This window comes from uncultured Maricaulis sp. (assembly GCF_947259345.1).
In the GTDB taxonomy this organism is placed as follows: Bacteria; Pseudomonadota; Alphaproteobacteria; order Caulobacterales; family Maricaulaceae; genus Maricaulis.
Genome location: NZ_CAMYLS010000006.1, coordinates 18,517 through 35,153 on the forward strand (window position 1 = coordinate 18,517; position 16,637 = coordinate 35,153).

A 16,637-nucleotide genomic window follows, 5' to 3' on the forward strand; every position below is an offset into this window, starting at 1 on the left:
GCTGGCGCGCCAGAACAGGCTGTGCGGACCATCATGGACAAGACTTTCAACCCGAATGACGCGGAAACCCGGATCTATCAGGCCTGGGAAGACAGCGGGGCTTTCCAGCCGAAGGATGACGACAAGGCCGAGGCCTTCTCGATCGTCATTCCGCCGCCCAATGTCACCGGCCGTCTCCATATCGGTCACGCGCTGAACAACACGCTGCAGGACGTGCTGGTCCGCTACAAGCGCATGTTGGGCTGTTCCGTGCTCTGGCAGCCGGGCACCGACCATGCCGGTATTGCAACCCAGATGGTGGTCGAGCGCCAGCTCGCCGATGAAGGCAATATCTCCCGCCGCGATATGGGACGCGAGGCTTTCATCAAGCGCGTCTGGGATTGGAAAGAGGAAAGCGGCGGCGCCATCCTGCAGCAGCTGCGCCGGCTTGGCGCGACCTGCGACTGGTCACGCGAACGCTTCACCTTGGATGAAGGCCTGTCCAAGGCCGTCCTCAAGGTCTTTGTAGAGCTCCACCAGCAGGGCCTGATCTACCGCGATAAACGCCTCGTGAACTGGGACCCGCACTTCCAGACCGCGATCTCCGATCTCGAGGTCGAGAACAAGGAAACCCAGGGCCATTTCTGGCATTTCGCCTATCCGCTGGCCGATGGCTCAGGCGAGTTGGTGGTTGCGACCACCCGCCCGGAAACCGTGCTCGGTGACAGCGCCGTCGCCGTGCATCCGGACGATGAGCGCTATCAGCACCTCATCGGCAAGATGATCCGCCTGCCCATCGCCAGCGTGGAAATCCCGATTGTCGCCGACGAACATGCCGATCCCGAACAGGGCACGGGCTGCGTGAAAATCACCCCGGCACATGACTTCAACGATTTCGAGGTCGGCAAGCGTCACGACCTGCCACTAGTCAATATTCTCGACCGTGAAGCGCGCCTCCTGACCGAGGATGACGGCACGGGCGGTCTCGACCGCATCCCCGCCGAATGGCGCGGCATGGATCGTTTCGAGGCTCGCAAGAAACTCGTCGCCAAGATGGAGGAGCTGGGTCTTCTCCGCGCCGTTGAGGACAAGGTCATCCAGCAGCCCTATGGCGACCGCTCGGGCGTCGTCATCGAGCCCTGGCTGACCGATCAATGGTATGTGAATGCCGGCGAGCTGGCCAAGGATGCCATCGCCGCCGTCGAGGATGGCCGCACCACCTTCCATCCCAAGACCTGGGAAAAGACCTATTTCGAATGGATGCGCAATATCCAGCCCTGGTGCATCTCCCGCCAGCTCTGGTGGGGGCATCGGGTTCCGGCCTGGTATGACGAAGACGGCAATGTCTTCGTCGCCGAAAGCGAGGCCGAGGCCGTAGAGCAGGCGCGGGCCAAGCATGGCAGGAATGTCGCCCTGACCCAGGACGAAGACGTCCTCGACACCTGGTTCTCGTCTGCACTTTGGCCCTTCTCGACGCTGGGCTGGCCAGCCGACACGCCGGAGATGGTTGAGCGCTATTATCCGACCTCGGTTCTGATCACCGCCTTCGACATCATCTTCTTCTGGGTTGCCCGGATGATGATGCAGGGCCTCCACTTCATGAAGGTCGCGCCCTTCAAGGATGTCTATATCCACGCTCTCGTCCGCGACGAGAACGGACAGAAAATGTCCAAGTCCAAGGGCAATGTGATCGATCCGCTGGAGCTGATCGACGAATACGGTGCCGATGCCGTGCGCTTCACCCTGGCCGCCCAGGCCGGGCAGGGCCGCGATATCCGCATGTCCAAGGAACGCGTTGAAGGTTATCGCAATTTTGGCACCAAGTTGTGGAATGCGGCCCGCTTCTGCGAGATGAATGAATGCGTTGTGCCGGACGGGTATGACCCGAAAGCCGTCAGCCAGACCGTCAATAAGTGGATCCTGTCCGAGGCCGCCCAGGCCATCGAGGCGATCAATGCCGGGCTCGAAACCTATCGCTTCAATGATGCGGCGGCGGCGGCCTATCGCTTTGTCTGGAATGTCTTCTGCGACTGGCACCTGGAATTCGCCAAGCCGCTCTTCAATGGCGAGGACCCTGCGGCCAAGGCCGAGACTCAGGCGACCACGGCGTGGGTGCTCGACCAGGCCCTGAAAATGCTCCACCCCTTCATGCCCTTCGTCACCGAAGAGCTGTGGCAGCAGACCGGCAAGCGTGACACCCAGCTCATCGTCGCCGACTGGCCGCAATTGGATGGCCTGCAGGACGCCGACGCCACGGCAGAGATGGATTGGCTGATCAATCTGGTCACCGACATTCGCCGCCTGCGTGCCGAGATGAATATCCCGGCCGGCGCCAAATTGCCGCTGGTTGCGGTCGGCGCCGACACGGTCACCGCAGACCGTTTCGCCCGCCATGATGCGCTCATCCAGCGCATGGCCCGACTGGCCTCGATCGAGACCGCCGACGCCGTTCCGTCGGCCTCGGCCCAGACCGTGCTGGGCACAACCACACTGGCCCTGCCGCTGGAAGGCGTCATCGATTTCGGCGCCGAGAAGGATCGCCTGGCCAAGGAAGTCGCCAAGCTCGATGGCGAGATCACCCGGCTGGAGAAAAAGCTCGGCAATGAGAAATTCGTCGCCAATGCGCCAGAAAGTGTGGTTGCCGAGCAGCGCGAAAAGCTGACGGATTATGCCGGCCAGAAAGCCAAGATGACCGAAGCCCTGGCCCGGCTCGAGGCGATGTAGTGGACGATCGGTTTCAATCACTCTGGACGGACACGCTCGAGCCCTGGCTGGCCGGGCTGGAGGCGGACAGGCTCCGCTTTGTCCGGCTGCGCTGGAACTGGACCGCTGCCGGCACGATCCTGTCGGCGGTCATCGCCTGCGTGATGGTATTCCAGCGCGTTGAGTGGGTGCCAATCGTCATGGCCTTGGTGCTGGGCCCCTTCCTTGGCTACATGATTGGCAGCCATGCGCTGCACGCCATGTCCAAGCGGATCAAGGCCGAGCTGAACACCAAAATCGCTGGCGCGCTGGGCCTGGCCTATTCGCCGACACCCTATGCACCGGCGCGATTTGACCGCTTGCGGGATTTCGGGTTGCTGCCATCCTCCGACCGGCGCCGGTTCGAGGATCATTTTGCCGGCGAGCGCGATGGTTGTGAGTTCGAGCTCTATGAGGCGCATCTGGAACAGCGCCGGCGCTCCAAGAAGCGCACCTATTACGTCACCGTCTTTCGCGGCGTCATCATCCGCATCAATTTCCCGCGCAAGGTCGAGGGCATCACCGTGATCACGCGCGATGCCGGCTGGTTTAATGGTGTCCAGTCCTTCGCGCGCGGTTTCGGAGCCCACAAGCTGGAACGGATCGGGCTGGTTGATCCCGCATTCGAGAAGGCCTTTGAGGTCTATGGCAATGACCAGGTGCTGGCCCGCTACATGCTGACCCCGTCCTTCATGGAACGTCTGCTGGCTCTGGAAACAAGCCTGAAGGGCAAGAATGTTCGCGCGGCCTTCGATGAGGACAGCGGCGAGGGCGAGTTGCTGATTGCGGCGGAGACCGGCAATCTTTTCGAGGTCGGGTCGATGTCGAAACCTCTGACCGAGCCGGGGCGCTTCAACAAGATCGTCGAGGAACTCGGCCACATTACCGGCCTCATCGACCTCCTGGTCGCGCCGGCCCAGCTTGGCGAGCACGAGGCCCGGCAGGGCGAATAGTTCGGTCCGGCTGGCCGGTTTCGATCACCCGGTCGGCGAGGGCGATCAGTGACGCCGCGTCGAGATCGAGCGTTTCCAGCACAACCGGCTTTCGTGCTGGCTTGTCGCGCTTTCGGGCGCGGTCATAGGCCGGGTCGTAATGGGCGGTGATCAAGGCGGCGGCGAGCGGTTCGAAGTCACCGCTCTCGGCCAGCGCCTGCCAGGCTTCGATGTCGGCCTTCGGGTGAAAGCGCCGCAAGCCCTCAATGGCCGCCATCAGCTTTTCGGTATCGCGGGGCAGGTCCGGATAGGCGGTCATGAGGTAGCGCGCCCGGGCGCTGGCCGGCGCCTGGATGCTGATCCGCGGGGCGGACTGCATCGCCGCCCAGATGCGCGGCGGGACGCGCAGGCGTCCCACTTGCCGGCTTTCCGCCTCCACATAGACGGGGCGGTCCGGATCAAGCGTGCGCAATTGCGCCCACAGCGCGGTCTCGAACGCCTTCTGGCTTGGCTGGGGCATGTCGGCGAAATCACCGAAAATGGAGCCGCGATGACAGGCCAGACCTTCCAGGTCGATGACCTGCTCGCCGCGTTCGGCGAGGAGGTGCAGGAGGCGGGTCTTGGCGCTACCGGTTTGCCCGTCAATGAGAATGACGGGCATCGGAGCGTCGTCCTCCAGTGCCGCGCTGACCTGTCGCCGCCAGGTGCGATAGCCGCCTGCGACCAGGGTCGTCTTCCAGCCAACCGCGGCCAGGATGGTCGCCATGGATTGCGACCGCATCCCGCCGCGCCAGCAATAGACGAGCGGTCTGAAGCTCTTCTCCCTGTCGGCCAAGACCGTGTCGATATGGGCGGCGATATTGCGCGCCGTGAGGGCGGCGCCCATCCGGCGGGCTTCGAAGACGGAGACCTGGGTGTAGTGCGTGCCGACACGGGCCCGCTCATCATCATCAAGAACGGGCAGGTTGATGGCACCCGGCAGGTGGTCTTCGGCGAACTCGGCGGGTGAGCGCACATCGATGATGGCGTCATACTGTGCCAGCGCTTGCGCGGACAGGTCATCCGTGGTGGCTATGCGTTGCATCGGCGTGTCGATCCCGGTCATGCCGGCAGACTAGCCAAAAAGAAGGGGTTCGGGACGATGGATGACACACGGCCAGTTCGCTTGAGTTCACTCGCGCATGGCGGCGGCTGTGGCTGCAAGCTCGATCCCGCCGTCCTTACCGACATCCTCGGCGCGCCCTCTGCCTTTCCCCTGCCGGCGGAATTGATCGTCGACGCGTCCACGCGCGACGATGCCGCCGTCTGGCGCATCAATGACGAGACGGCTCTGGTCGCCACCACGGATTTTTTCACGCCCATCGTCGACGACCCGGAAGTTTTTGGCCGGATCGCGGCCACCAATGCCCTCTCTGATGTCTACGCCATGGGCGCGACGCCCATTTTCTGCCTGGCCCTGGTCGGCATGCCGGTCGGCAAGCTGCCGCCGGAAATCATCCGCGCCATCCTGGCCGGTGGACGTGCGGTCGCCGAGGCTGCCGGCGCGCCGATCGCGGGCGGGCATTCCATCGATGCTGCCGAGCCGATCTATGGCCTCGTGGCGCTGGGGATGGTGCACCCGGCTCGTCTTTTGACCAATGCAGGTGCGCGCCCGGGCGATGTGCTGATCCTGGGCAAGCCGATCGGGATTGGGGTCTTCTCCGCTGCGCTGAAAAAGGACCGACTGACGGATAAGGGTTATGCGCAGATGGTGGCTTCCACCACGCGCCTCAATACGCCGGGCGCCGGGCTGGCCGCCCTCGGTGGCGTGCATGCTGTAACCGACGTGACCGGCTTTGGCCTGTTGGGGCATTTGTCGGAAATCTGTGCCGGGGCGGATGTGAAGGCCGTCGTCGATCGTGCCGCAATCCCGGTCTTCGACGAAGCCCGCAGGTTGGCGGGCGAGGGGCTGAAAACCGGCGCGTCCGGGCGCAACTGGGCCGCGGTAAGGGCCGGTATCACCTGTCCGGATGACTGGGCGGAGATCGACGAAGTCCTGTGGTGTGACCCTCAGACCTCCGGTGGTTTGCTGGTCAGCTGTGCGCCGGAGCAGGCCAATGCCGTGCTCGCGCGCTTTCATGACCAGGGCCATGTCGACGCCGCGGTGATCGGCCGGATCGAGGCGGGCGACGGCATCACCGTCATCTAGGCTGAAGCTGGCGACGGATGCACCGAGTCCGCCGCCGATCCACCCTCGGCCGGGACTGACTGGCTCAGTCGGCAGGTGAAAGCGTGGCGGGCTGGTCAGGAAAGGCCGCCCGGATTTCGTAGGTGCCAGCTGACAATCCGTGCTCCATCGTGAAGTCGAGGGGGTCAATTCTGGACGAGGTGTGAGAGTCTCCGCCCCGATTGTCCGGAACAATGATTGTAGACGGCATAGCCATAGCCTTGAGACCGATCGGCCTCGGTCACCGGGCCATAGACCCGGAAGGCGCCGTGGGTCCAGAAGGCGCCATGGGAATAGTCCAGCCCGTCCAGCAGGTTTCCGCGACCGGTGGCTGGGCATCAGCCTGGCCGACATAGATCGCCAGCGTGCAAGTTGAAATCAGGACAAGTCACATGTCTGGGTCCGTGCAGCCTGGTCCCTCAATAAAACCGAACAAGAGCCCATCGCGTGATTGGAGATAACATCGCGAAACACGCGAGAATGAGAGAGTGGCGAGCGTGTTCATTGCCAGCTCATCCGAACTCTGCCCTGATGGCTCCCAGCACGGGGAGAGGGTTGTGTTCAAACAGTTTGCACTTGGAATTGCCGGATTGATCCTGTCATCGGCCGCCTATGGTCAGGGGCCGGGACAGGGTCAGGGGCAGGGTCAGGAAGACTATTGCTTCGGCTATGCGAACTCTGCCGGTCAGCTCGAGGACGTCATCGCCAGCCAGGGGGCTGTGATGGGGCTTCCGCAACGCCGTGACCCGTTCGAGGACTGCCGCTCGATGTCCCTGCCAGTGCTGGCGGATCAATACACGGCGCGACTTCAAGCCGTCGTCAATTTCGTCAACGCCCAGCGAATGCCGGGTGTCGGTAGCCAGGCCGAGAAATGTGAATACTACGCCGTCGGGTCTAACCGGCTGGAGCGTCTCGCAGCGGCGTTCGGCAATTGCCCGATGACGAGCTATCCAGCGGAAGCGCATTACAACTGGTGTCTGGCGACCGATCCCGGGACCGTTTTTGACGAGTTGCAGACACGGCGATCCACCGTCACGCAATGCCTTGTCTCGATCAACTATTACTGGGACGAGATCTATGGCGAGCAGGCGGCGGCGCTGACAGCCCCCGAAACCGCGGGCACCGGCTGGAATGATTTCCCGGACGGGCGCTGGCAGGAGACCTGCCGTCGTCCGCGCTGGGAAGGTCGAACCATCGTGGCGCAGTGCCGGGCCGATAATGGCGTCTGGCAGCTCACCCGTTTTGATACCAATTTCGCCTTTACCGCCCTGACCAATTGCAACGGCCAGCTGCGCGGCAGCACGAGCTGCACCGTGACCGGCAATGCGCCGCCGCGCCCCGGTCCGGCTTCGGGCGGCAATGGTGGGACCGCAATCACCCGCCCGGCGAGCTTTCCGGAGGGCATCTGGCGCATGTCCTGCTCCACGCCCGACTGGGACGGCAACTTCATGACCGCGATGTGCCGGACCAATGCCGGCGGCATGGTGCGCAGCCGGATCGACCTGTCGAGCTATCGCGGCCGCGTGACCAATTGCGATGGCGAGCTGGTGGCGCGGTCTGGCTGTGGCAGCGCGCCCGGCCTGCCGCCGGGACCCTGGGCGAACTTCTGTCGCAATCCGCAAATGTCGACATCGGGACGACGCACCCTGACGGCGGATTGTGTCTCGGGCGGGCATCCGAGCAGCGGAATGGGCAATCGCCCGACAAGCCGGATTTCCATCGAGATTGATCGCTATTTCGGACCTCTGACCGTTTGCAACGGCCAATTCCGTCGCGGCGATCAGTGCTAGCAGGGCGCCGGAGCTAGAGGGAGAAACGGTCGACGATCGGAATGTGGTCGGAGGCTTTTCCCTGCCGCGCGTCTTGGTGTCGTCCGCTCTGGCTGAGGCTGTGCGCCCCGCCTGCCGCCGGGCCAGGGTCCGGAATTCTGACGTGAGCCGCAAAAGTCGATGCCGGGAGGAGGTGCGCGGTCGGCGGATCGGGTCGGATGCCGAATGCATGGCACAAGGCAAGGGCCGGTTCCCTCGATCGGGCGGCGAAGCGCGGTAGCAACGGAATGTCGGGCTGGGCCCATCGTTGCAATGTCATAGCTTCAAGGTCTTGCGCCACGCGGCGGGCAGAGTAGAAGTCTGCCGGTCAGAACTGCCGCGTATCAAAGGTTGTGATGATCGGGAGGCTGGCAGGTCCTGGCCCGTTTCACATCGCGCCTGTCGACATGCCTCAATTCTTACGGCTCTGCCTGACGCTCCCGCCTCACCCGAAAAAAAACCGGTTCACACCTGAATGCCTGTCTATTGACCACACCCACTGATTGTGCAATTTAAAATTGATTAAATAGCTACTTCAGATTGAAATTGCGGAAATTGGAAGCCCACGCAGGTGGGTAAGATTTCAACAAAACAGGAGTTTAGGGGTATGGTCAAGAACCTGATGGGTCTGCTGGTTGCGGTTGCGGCGCTGAGTTTTGCACCAATGTCGGCGTGGGCGAATTGTACCACAAATTGTTACGGTGGATGCTATGACACCTGGGGCGAAGAGTTGGGAACACCGGCTGGCAATCTTGGATACGAACGATGCTTGGACGTCTGCAACTCCAAGTGTATGGAGGATATGGTAGGTCTGTAAGGTCACTACGATTTTGGTCCTGGGGTGGTCGCAATCACGGTTGGCTCCAGGACCAATCGGTTCAGTTCGCTAGCAGGATGAGAAAATGCTCACTGTCACTTTGGTGCTTTCGATGAATTTGACGGCATGCGCACTGCCGCAGAATGGCGCGCTGCCTGAGGTCGGGGCGGTATTCGAGTCCCAGGTCGCCAGTCATGTCTCGTTTCAGGAAGTCATCGACGTCGACAGTAGCGGTGCCGTGTCATCGCGATGGTTCACAGCGTCCGAACCTCATGCGCCGCGCGAGGAACGGATGGGATATCAGCGCGTACGGCGCAGCTTTCTTGGCATGGTGCACCTGGAAACGGTCGGTCATTCCCGATTGGCTCTCAGCACGCAGAGCTTGCGTCGCGCGATTTCTGGCATGGAGCCGGGTGATGAGATCGAGATGAGCGCGCCCTACAGCCTGAATGTGGGGGGCGATTTGCAGACAACGGTTACGACGATCCAGATCCGGTTGGAAGGCTGTGAGGCAATCAGAACCCCGGCGGGCGTTTTTGATGTTATAAACTTCCGGGTGCAGCGCCCGACGGGCACCGTGTCGAATGGTGGACAGGCGTTGCGAGAGCAAGTCACAACCTATTCATTCGCGCCGGAGGTCGGGTGGCCGGTCAGAGTTGTGGATCATGCAGGCGAGATGGAGCTGGTCAATATTCACGATGTGGAGTGACGGTAGAACCGGCCGTGTCTCAGCTTGGCTGGTGTCAGGTCTGGTCGCCGGACTGCTCACGAGTTGCTCCGGCGCGCAACCTGTTGGCGATGATGTCGAGTATGGCGCACCGGAACATCTTTCGGTAGCGCGTGTCATGCGTGGCTCAATCAGTGACGTTGTGCCTGCGGTGGGCCGGATACGTCCAGCGACACAGGTTGAGGTCGGAGCAGAACTCAACGGGCGCATCGTTTCGGTGGATGTTGATTTTGATGAGCCGGTGCGTGCGGGCCAGGTTCTCGCGCGCATCGATCCGGAACCGTACGAGGCGGCCCTTGCGCGCGCCGAGGCGGGATTGCGATCCGCCGTTGCGGATAGAAACGAGGTCGCCGCTCGGCTGGCCGCGGCCGAACGCCAATTCGAGCGCACCCGGGAACTCGCAGCGCGCGGCGCTGTGCCTGATTCTCGGGTCGAAGATCAGGAATTCGAGCTGGCACAGATCGAAGCCGCGCACGCCCGCGCCGAGGCCGGCGTCGCGCTGGCGCGCAGCCAGGTCGATCAGGTCCGAATTGATCTGTCGAATACGGAGATTACCTCTCCGATCGACGGATTCGTACTGGATCGGCGTGTCGAGACGGGGCAGACGGTCAACGCCACCTTGTCGACCCCCGTGCTCTTTATCATAGCGGCCGACCTGTCAAATGTGGTGATCGAGGCTGAGGTCGCCGAGGCAGATGTCGCCCGAATCCAGGAGGGTATGGATGTTCGCTTCAGGGTCGATGCATATCCCCGTGAAATCTTTTTTGGCGTGGCCGGCCCGGTGCGACGCGCGGCCAATGTCGCGAACCGGTTTGTGACCTACCCTGTGGCGATCGCCGCCAGCGACCCCGACGAACGGCTTTTGCCGGGCATGACAGCTTCCATCGAATTTGTGGCTGCCGAGGCCTATGGTGAGCTCGTCGCGCCGCGTCGTGCATTCACTGTCGGCTATCCGGCCGGATTTGAACCCAGCGAAGAGACCGAACGATGGGTAAGGGATTATTACAGCCTGTCCGATGATGCCGAGCTTGTCCCCGATTACAGGGGCGCAATTACGGGCGTATTGCTGGGCGAAGCTATCGCACGGGGAATGCGTGTTGTTTATGTGTGGCATGACGGTCGGATTGAATCGCGCCATGTCAGGGCCGGCCCTGAGGATGCAGAGAATTTCGCGGTCATCGGCGGTGATCTCGAAGAGGGCGACCTTGTCATCATTGATGCCCGAGATCCCGAACTTGAGCTTTAGAAGTCGCCATCCCCGGCGCCCGACATCCCTTCGCGGGTGCGCGGATGGCTAAGTCTTTGCCGGTGATCGAGGTCAGGCAAATAAGCCGTGTCTACCAGCGCGCGAAGTCAAGCGTGGTTGCCCTTCGGGACGTGGATTTTTCGGCAATGGCCGGTGAGTGTATCGCCGTTGTCGGGCGCTCCGGCGCAGGCAAGTCAACATTCCTGACAATACTGGGGCTTCTCGACCAGCCGGACGCCGGCACGGTGAGCTTTTTGGGGGAAGACGTTTCCGGCATCCCCCCCGCCGCGCTTGCGCGCAGGCGGCGCGGACGGATCGGCTATCTTTTCCAGGATGCGGGGCTCATCGCTCGCATGCGTGTCTTGGACACTGTATGTTTGCCGATGCGCTATGCTGGGCGGGCCGCAGATGACCGGAAAGCGGCAGCGTACAAAGCCCTCGACGCTGTCGAACTCTCGGAAAAGGCCAATCGGCGTGTAGAGGAGTTGTCCGGCGGAGAGCGTCAACGCGTGGGGCTTGCGCGCGCCCTCGCGCTCGGCCCGCAGCTGCTTGTCTGTGATGAGCCATCCGCCGCGCTTGATGAGCAGACCACCGGGGTTATCGGGCGGCTCCTCAGCGACCACGCCAATCGCGGTGGCTGTGTGATTCTGGCAACCCACGATCCGCTCTTGATGCCGATCGCCGACCGCATGATCCGTTTCACAAATGGCGCGGCCATCGAGGAGGCAAAGCCCTGATGCCGTTGTGGAACCAGATTTACATGGCGGTCTGGTCGATCACCACCCGGCCGATTCGATCCTGTTTGATGGCCCTCACGCTCGGAGCGGGCGCCGGTTCTGTCGCGCTTGCGACTGCCATACTGGCGGGGTACGGCCAGCAGATGGAGCGGATGGTTTTCGGGGCGTATGCGCGATCGCTTGTCATCACGGAAAATACTCTCATCCATGACCGCTTCGGTCCCCCGCGAGTGTCGGATCTTGAGGCATTGGACCAGGAGCTGGGTACGCTCGTCGAGGCTCGCGCCGCCTGGCGGACAGGATTTGCCGAAGCGCAAGGTGACGGGGATCGATATGAAGTGCGGCTTTTCGGCGTTGTCGGGGACTATCAACGGGAAGCCAATATGGCTGTTGCGCACGGTCGAGCCTTCACACGGGCCGAACTCGCCGGAGCCGAACGTCAATGCATGCTCGGCGCGTCCGCGGCTGCCCGGCTGTTCGCGCGTCCGGCTGATGCGGTTGGCGCGCCGGTACGGATCAACGGTATCTCCTGCGCCGTCATCGGTGTTTTCGGGCCTGCAGAAACCAACACCGCCGAGCGCTATGCGTTGGGGGTTCTCCTGCCTTTCACCGCGATGGTACGCTACTTTGACCGGAGTGCGCATCTCGCGCCTGATGAAGCGAACCAGTTGACGGTGGTCTTGCTGGACCGACGCAGCATCAGCGCGGCACGCGAAACGGCTGACCGGATCTTGCGGCGAGAGCATGGTGCGCCGCTGTCACATGCTGCCCCGTTCCGGTTTGGCGACGAGAACGCGTCGCTGCGTGCCATGAATCGCCAACGTGACCTGCTCACGCGCTTGCTCTTCTCAATCGCCACGATATCGATGATCGCTGCCGCAATTGGCTATGGCGGCTATACGCTGTCCGCTGTGGAGACGCGGCGTCGGGATATCGCGTTGCAGATGGCCTGCGGGGCTCTTGGCAGTGACATCCTGTTTCAATTCATGCTGGAAAGCCTGATCCTCGGTGTTCTCGGCGCGGCCATCGGTGCTGGTGTGGCGGCGGGGCTGGGCTTTCTGGTATCGTCTCTCTGGGATATTCCGGTCGCTCTGGACCCCAGTTTGGCACTTGCGGCTTTGGCTGGCAGCATTGGTGCAGGTGTGGCCGCCGGGGCTTTGCCCGCAAGCCGCGCCGCCGCGGCGGCGCCCGCGCTTGCAGTCAAGGGCTAGATTTGGTCAAGCCGTGCTTGTCACACCGCTGGTGGAGACCGGGTCTAAAGCGAAAAGCTTCCGACGATCGGAATGTGGTCGGAGGCTTTTTCCTTACCGCGCGTCTTGGTGTGGATCTCGATGCCTTCAAGCCGGTCGGCCGCCTGCGGTGAGCACAGGAGATGGTCGATGCGGATGCCATGGCCCTTGTTCCAGCGACCGGCCTGGTAGTCGTAGAAGGTATACTGGTGGCCGCGCCCGTCGAGCTGTTCGAAGGCCTCGGTCAGGCCGAGCCATTTGAGCGCCCGGAAGGCGGCGCGCGTCTGCGGCAGGGCGAGGGCGTCGCGCTCCCATTCCGCGATGTCCCAGCAATCACTGTCGCGCGGGATGCAATTATAGTCACCCGCCAGGATGAGCGGTTCTTCGAACGCCAGCAGGCCCTTGGCGTGCAGGCGCAGACGCTCCATCCAGGCCAGCTTGTAGTCGTATTTGGGGCCGGGCGCAGGATTGCCATTGGGCAGGTAGATTGAGGCGACGCGGACCGGACCGCTGCTGGCCGAGATGACCGCCTCGATATAGCGCGCTTGTTCGTCACTCTCATCGCCGGGCAGGCCGCAACGGATCTCCTCGATCGGGTGTTTCGAGAGGATGGCAACGCCATTATAGGACTTCTGGCCGTGGGTTTCGACGTTATAGCCGAGATCCTCGATCTCCATCCGCGGGAAACCCTCATCAACCGTCTTGATCTCCTGCAGGCAGGCGACATCCGGCTGGGCCTCGCGGAGCCAGTAGAGCACATTGGGCAGGCGGGCCTTGATGGAATTGACGTTCCAGGAGGCAACAGTCAGGGTCATGATGGGTCACGGGGTCCGGGTGGGCGAGATATGTCCAGCCTAACCCGTTTCGCAAACGAGAAAAGACGCGGAGCGCGGCATGATGCAGAGACAGGGTGTTATCGCCGGGCTGGGAGCCCTCGCGCTGGCCGGGGCGTGTCAGGCGCAGGACGAAGCGCCGGTTCTGCGTGAGGAATTGATGCCGCTCGCCTTCCTTGCCGGCTCTTGCTGGACCGGGGTTTTCCAGGGCTCGGAAACCTTCGATGTGCATTGTTACGAGCCGGTCTATGACGGCCAGTATCTGCGTGATGTCCATGCCGTGCCGCAGGGAGCCACGATCTATCGTGGCGAGACGCTGTATCACTGGGACGCCGAGGCGGAGGTGATTACCTATCGCTATTACAACTCCATCGGCGGTGTCTCCGATGGCACCATAACCCCGGATGGAGACCGCCTGCTCTTCCCTGACGAAACCCATCGCGGGCAGGATGGTGAGGAACGGGTCTTCTCGACGGTCATGGAGATCACCGGGCCGGACGGCTATTCGGTTGTCACACGCGAGAACGACGCGGTCGTCATGCAGGTCAATTTCCAGCGCATTTCGCGTCAGGAGGCCGATGAGCTGATTCCGGGGGGATTATGAGCGAAACACCCAAACGCCTTTCCCTGATCTGGCCCAGCCTGGCGACCATCGCCGTGCTGGGCTTCGGCTTTGTCAGCATGGGCCTGTGGTTGCCGGCCCTGATGATGTTCGACGCACCGGGATCGACCGAGAACCAGGCATTGGTGGCGTTCGCGCTCTATTCCAGCGCCGGCCCCGTGGTGGCGATACTGGCCGTCATCATCGGCTGGGTCCGGGTCATCATGAAGCAGCGCGGTTCCGGCCTCAAATGGATGCTGGTCATCCCGCTTCTGTGGATTGCCGGCCTCGTCGGATGGCTGGTGTTCGCGACCGCCGTCTGTGGCGACACATTCGACTGCAGCGCTTGAGGCGCGGCGCCCCGTCCGACCAGAGCGGCGGGGTCGATTGCATCCGATCCCGTGTGTCGCGGCATCTGAAGGCCAGGCACACAGGGGATTATCATGTGGATTTCAAAACCGGCACTGGCGGCCCTCACGGCCGCGACCATTCTGACATCCGGCGCCGCCGCGCAGGAGGCAGTCTTTCACTATGACGGGGATTTGCGGCTGAGCCCGCAGACCGGCAGGCTGGTAGCCGACTGGTCACTGACCGTCACGGATGACGACCTCACGGAAGTTACCTTCTTTCTCAACACAGCACTCGGCGAGGCGTGGATTGGCGGCTCGGGCGTCACCGGGGCGACGAGCGATCTTGCCGAAGGCTTCAACGGTCAGATGCGCGCCTACACGATAGCGCTGGCGCCCTCGGTCGATGGCGCGGACCGGGTCATCGAGATGCGCTATGCGGGCGCGCTCTTCCCGGAACCGCCAGCCGTGCCGATCAATACGCTCGACCCCGACAAGATCGAGCTCACGGTCGATAGTTTCTGGATGCCCTTCGATGCGCGCTTCTCGTCTTTGATCACAGCGGATCTGGACATCTGGCTGCCCGGCGCGTGGGACGGGGTCACCATGCAGTCGATCATACGGACGCCCGGCGGTTTCCATATCGACCAGGACAATCCCGCGCTGGATCTGGCCTTCACACTGATGTCGGACTTCGAGCGCCACGCCGCGCCCGGCTATGCGATCTATGACACGCGTGATCCGGCAGGGGCGGGCATCGAGTTGGCAGTGGCCGCACTCGACCATTGCACGACCTATCTCAACGCCCTGTCCGGTGCGGCAGGCCCCTTGCCGAACGCCTCCATCGTCGTGACCAGCCGCCATGAGGGCGGGTATTCGCGCGGCACATTGATCGCCCTGACCGATATCGCGGAAAGCTCGGAGGCCAGCCTGACCCAGTTTGTCTGTCATGAGCTCAGCCACTATTGGAGCCATGGCAATGCCATGACGGTCGAGAACTGGCTCAATGAGAGTTTTGCCGACTATGTCGCCATCATGGGCATGCGTGACGCGCTGGGCGAGACGGTCTTCGAGGAGCGGCTGGCCCGCTATCAGCGCCAGATCGACAATGCGTCGGCAGACTTGCCGCCGGTGTGGACGCCGGAGACCACCGAGCGCCCGCCCTATCTGGTCGCTTACCGCAAGGGACCGCTCGCCCTGGCACGGGCCGAGGCGCTCATTGGCCGCGAGGCCTTTGCCCGCTTCATCCAGGCGGTGATGGAGGCACGGGTCTCGACGACACTGCAGATGCTGGACGTGTTTGAAGCGGTCGGGGGTGCCGAGGCGCGCGCGCAGTTCGAGGCGATACTGGCCGAATAGGATCAGTGCTCCAGAAAGGTCGTGAAATTGTCCACCTCCGCCCGCTCTGAGCGTAGCGTGTTCACCGGGGCATCCGGGTCGGCATGGCCCAGCGCCATGCCGCACCAGATCCGTTCCTCCGGTGACAGGCCGATAGCGGCGCCGACGGTTTTCCAGCGTGTCATCCAGGCTTCCTGGGCGCAGGTCGCCAGGCCCTTTTCCTCGGCTGCCAGCATGACGCACATGATGAACATGCCCAGATGGCCCCATTGATTGGGGTTCATGCGCGCGTCGAGGCTGAAAAAAAGGCCGACCGGGGCGCCGAAGAACTCGAAATTCTTGAGCAGGTGATTGAGCCGCGCCGGCTTGTTGTCGCGATCAATCCCCATCGTCTCATACATCTGCTCGCCCAGCTGGTGCCGACGCGTGCGGAAGGGTTCCCAGAGCGATTGCGGGTAGGCGCCGAAATCATTCTCGTCGCCAAACGGATCGACCTCGAGGCGCATGCGGACCGTATCGATCACGCGCTGGCGCGCCTTGCCCGTGACGACATGCACAGTCCAGGGCTGAACATTGCCGCCCGAGGCCGCCCAGCGCGCCGTGTCGAGGATATCGCGGATCTCGGCCTCGCTGACTGGCGTGTCGAGAAAGGCGCGCGTCGAGATGCGTCGCCGGGCGATGTCGGAGAAAGTGGCAGTCATGGATGCTCAAAGCCCCACGAGCGGTTCGAAGCCACCGAAGATGAGGCGCTTTCCGTCGAACGGCATTTCATCGGCTTTCATGCGCGGATCTGCCATCATTTTTTCCATCGCGGCGTCGGCTGTCGCCTTGTCGGGCCAGACGGCCCAGGAAAAGGTCACGGTTTCGCCGTCCTGTTTCTTCACCGCCTTGGGGAAGGAGGTCAGCTCGCCCTCCGGTACATCCGCGCCCCAGCAATCGACGGCCTGAAGCGCGCCGTATTCCTTCATCATCGCGCACATCACTTCGCTGCTTTCGATGAAGGCCTCGCGATTGGCGTCAGGCACGGCTGCGACATATCCTTGAACATAGGCCATGATTTTTTCCTCCCGGTGTGTCAGCCGAGGATAGGCCAGC

At 62.7% G+C, this 16,637-nt stretch carries 15 protein-coding genes; 11 read left to right on the forward strand and 4 right to left on the reverse strand.

Annotation, left to right across the window (positions count from 1 at the left end; all coding sequences use genetic code 11):
* The first annotated feature begins 30 nt into the window (after positions 1-30).
* Positions 31-2,703 (forward strand): valine--tRNA ligase, encoded by a 2,673-nt coding sequence (locus Q0X62_RS03305; RefSeq protein WP_366946099.1) that lies wholly within the window; start codon positions 31-33, stop codon positions 2,701-2,703.
* Positions 2,703-3,674: a DUF3137 domain-containing protein gene (locus Q0X62_RS03310; protein WP_297731590.1), complete on the forward strand. Its 972-nt coding sequence runs from the start codon at positions 2,703-2,705 to the stop codon at positions 3,672-3,674. Before Q0X62_RS03305 ends, Q0X62_RS03310 begins: the two co-directional genes overlap by 1 nt.
* On the opposite strand, the gene mnmH is transcribed toward Q0X62_RS03310, so the two are convergent.
* On the reverse strand, positions 3,613-4,758 hold the full coding sequence (gene mnmH, locus Q0X62_RS03315) for a tRNA 2-selenouridine(34) synthase MnmH (RefSeq protein ID WP_297731592.1): 1,146 nt from the start codon (positions 4,756-4,758) through the stop codon (positions 3,613-3,615). The two genes, Q0X62_RS03310 and mnmH, sit on opposite strands and share 62 nt — an antisense overlap.
* Positions 4,759-4,794: 36 nt before the next feature.
* Here mnmH and selD point away from each other — a divergent pair, with 36 nt between their 5' ends.
* From selD to Q0X62_RS03345, 6 genes are all read left to right on the forward strand, one after another.
* Positions 4,795-5,841 carry a selenide, water dikinase SelD gene (gene selD, locus Q0X62_RS03320; RefSeq protein WP_297731595.1) on the forward strand — a complete coding sequence of 349 codons (1,047 nt, stop codon included), beginning with the start codon at positions 4,795-4,797 and terminating at the stop codon, positions 5,839-5,841.
* Positions 5,842-6,416: 575 nt separating this feature from the next.
* On the forward strand, positions 6,417-7,649 hold the full coding sequence (locus Q0X62_RS03325; RefSeq protein ID WP_297731597.1) for a hypothetical protein: 1,233 nt from the start codon (positions 6,417-6,419) through the stop codon (positions 7,647-7,649).
* Between the two features lie 920 nt (positions 7,650-8,569).
* Positions 8,570-9,193 (forward strand): hypothetical protein, encoded by a 624-nt coding sequence (locus Q0X62_RS03330; RefSeq protein WP_297731599.1) that lies wholly within the window; start codon positions 8,570-8,572, stop codon positions 9,191-9,193.
* Between the two features lie 31 nt (positions 9,194-9,224).
* Positions 9,225-10,457: an efflux RND transporter periplasmic adaptor subunit gene (locus tag Q0X62_RS03335; RefSeq protein WP_297731601.1), complete on the forward strand. Its 1,233-nt coding sequence runs from the start codon at positions 9,225-9,227 to the stop codon at positions 10,455-10,457.
* A gap of 62 nt (positions 10,458-10,519) precedes the next feature.
* Positions 10,520-11,194 (forward strand): ATP-binding cassette domain-containing protein, encoded by a 675-nt coding sequence (locus Q0X62_RS03340; protein WP_297731761.1) that lies wholly within the window; start codon positions 10,520-10,522, stop codon positions 11,192-11,194.
* Positions 11,194-12,405, forward strand: a complete 1,212-nt coding sequence (locus tag Q0X62_RS03345; RefSeq protein ID WP_297731603.1) for an ABC transporter permease — start codon at positions 11,194-11,196, stop codon at positions 12,403-12,405. Before Q0X62_RS03340 ends, Q0X62_RS03345 begins: the two co-directional genes overlap by 1 nt.
* 44 nt (positions 12,406-12,449) lie before the next feature.
* Here the strand turns inward: Q0X62_RS03345 and Q0X62_RS03350 are convergent, their stop codons facing one another.
* Positions 12,450-13,238: an exodeoxyribonuclease III gene (locus tag Q0X62_RS03350; RefSeq protein WP_297731605.1), complete on the reverse strand. Its 789-nt coding sequence runs from the start codon at positions 13,236-13,238 to the stop codon at positions 12,450-12,452.
* 79 nt (positions 13,239-13,317) lie between these two features.
* On the opposite strand from Q0X62_RS03350, the gene Q0X62_RS03355 reads away from it, so the two are divergent.
* The 3 genes from Q0X62_RS03355 (at position 13,318) to Q0X62_RS03365 (ending at position 15,563) form a co-directional block, all read left to right on the forward strand.
* Positions 13,318-13,860 carry a hypothetical protein gene (locus Q0X62_RS03355; protein ID WP_297731607.1) on the forward strand — a complete coding sequence of 181 codons (543 nt, stop codon included), beginning with the start codon at positions 13,318-13,320 and terminating at the stop codon, positions 13,858-13,860.
* Entirely contained in the window at positions 13,857-14,207 is a 351-nt protein-coding gene (locus Q0X62_RS03360) for a hypothetical protein (protein WP_297731609.1), read from the forward strand. The genes Q0X62_RS03355 and Q0X62_RS03360 overlap by 4 nt, the downstream gene beginning before the upstream one ends.
* A 93-nt stretch (positions 14,208-14,300) precedes the next feature.
* Entirely contained in the window at positions 14,301-15,563 is a 1,263-nt protein-coding gene (locus Q0X62_RS03365; RefSeq protein WP_297731611.1) for a M1 family aminopeptidase, read from the forward strand.
* Between the two features lie 2 nt (positions 15,564-15,565).
* Here Q0X62_RS03365 and Q0X62_RS03370 read toward each other — a convergent pair whose 3' ends face one another.
* Positions 15,566-16,243, reverse strand: a complete 678-nt coding sequence (locus Q0X62_RS03370) for a nitroreductase (protein WP_297731613.1) — start codon at positions 16,241-16,243, stop codon at positions 15,566-15,568.
* 6 nt (positions 16,244-16,249) lie between these two features.
* Positions 16,250-16,597, reverse strand: a complete 348-nt coding sequence (locus Q0X62_RS03375; RefSeq protein ID WP_297731614.1) for a DUF1428 domain-containing protein — start codon at positions 16,595-16,597, stop codon at positions 16,250-16,252.
* Between the last annotated feature and the right edge of the window lie 40 nt (positions 16,598-16,637).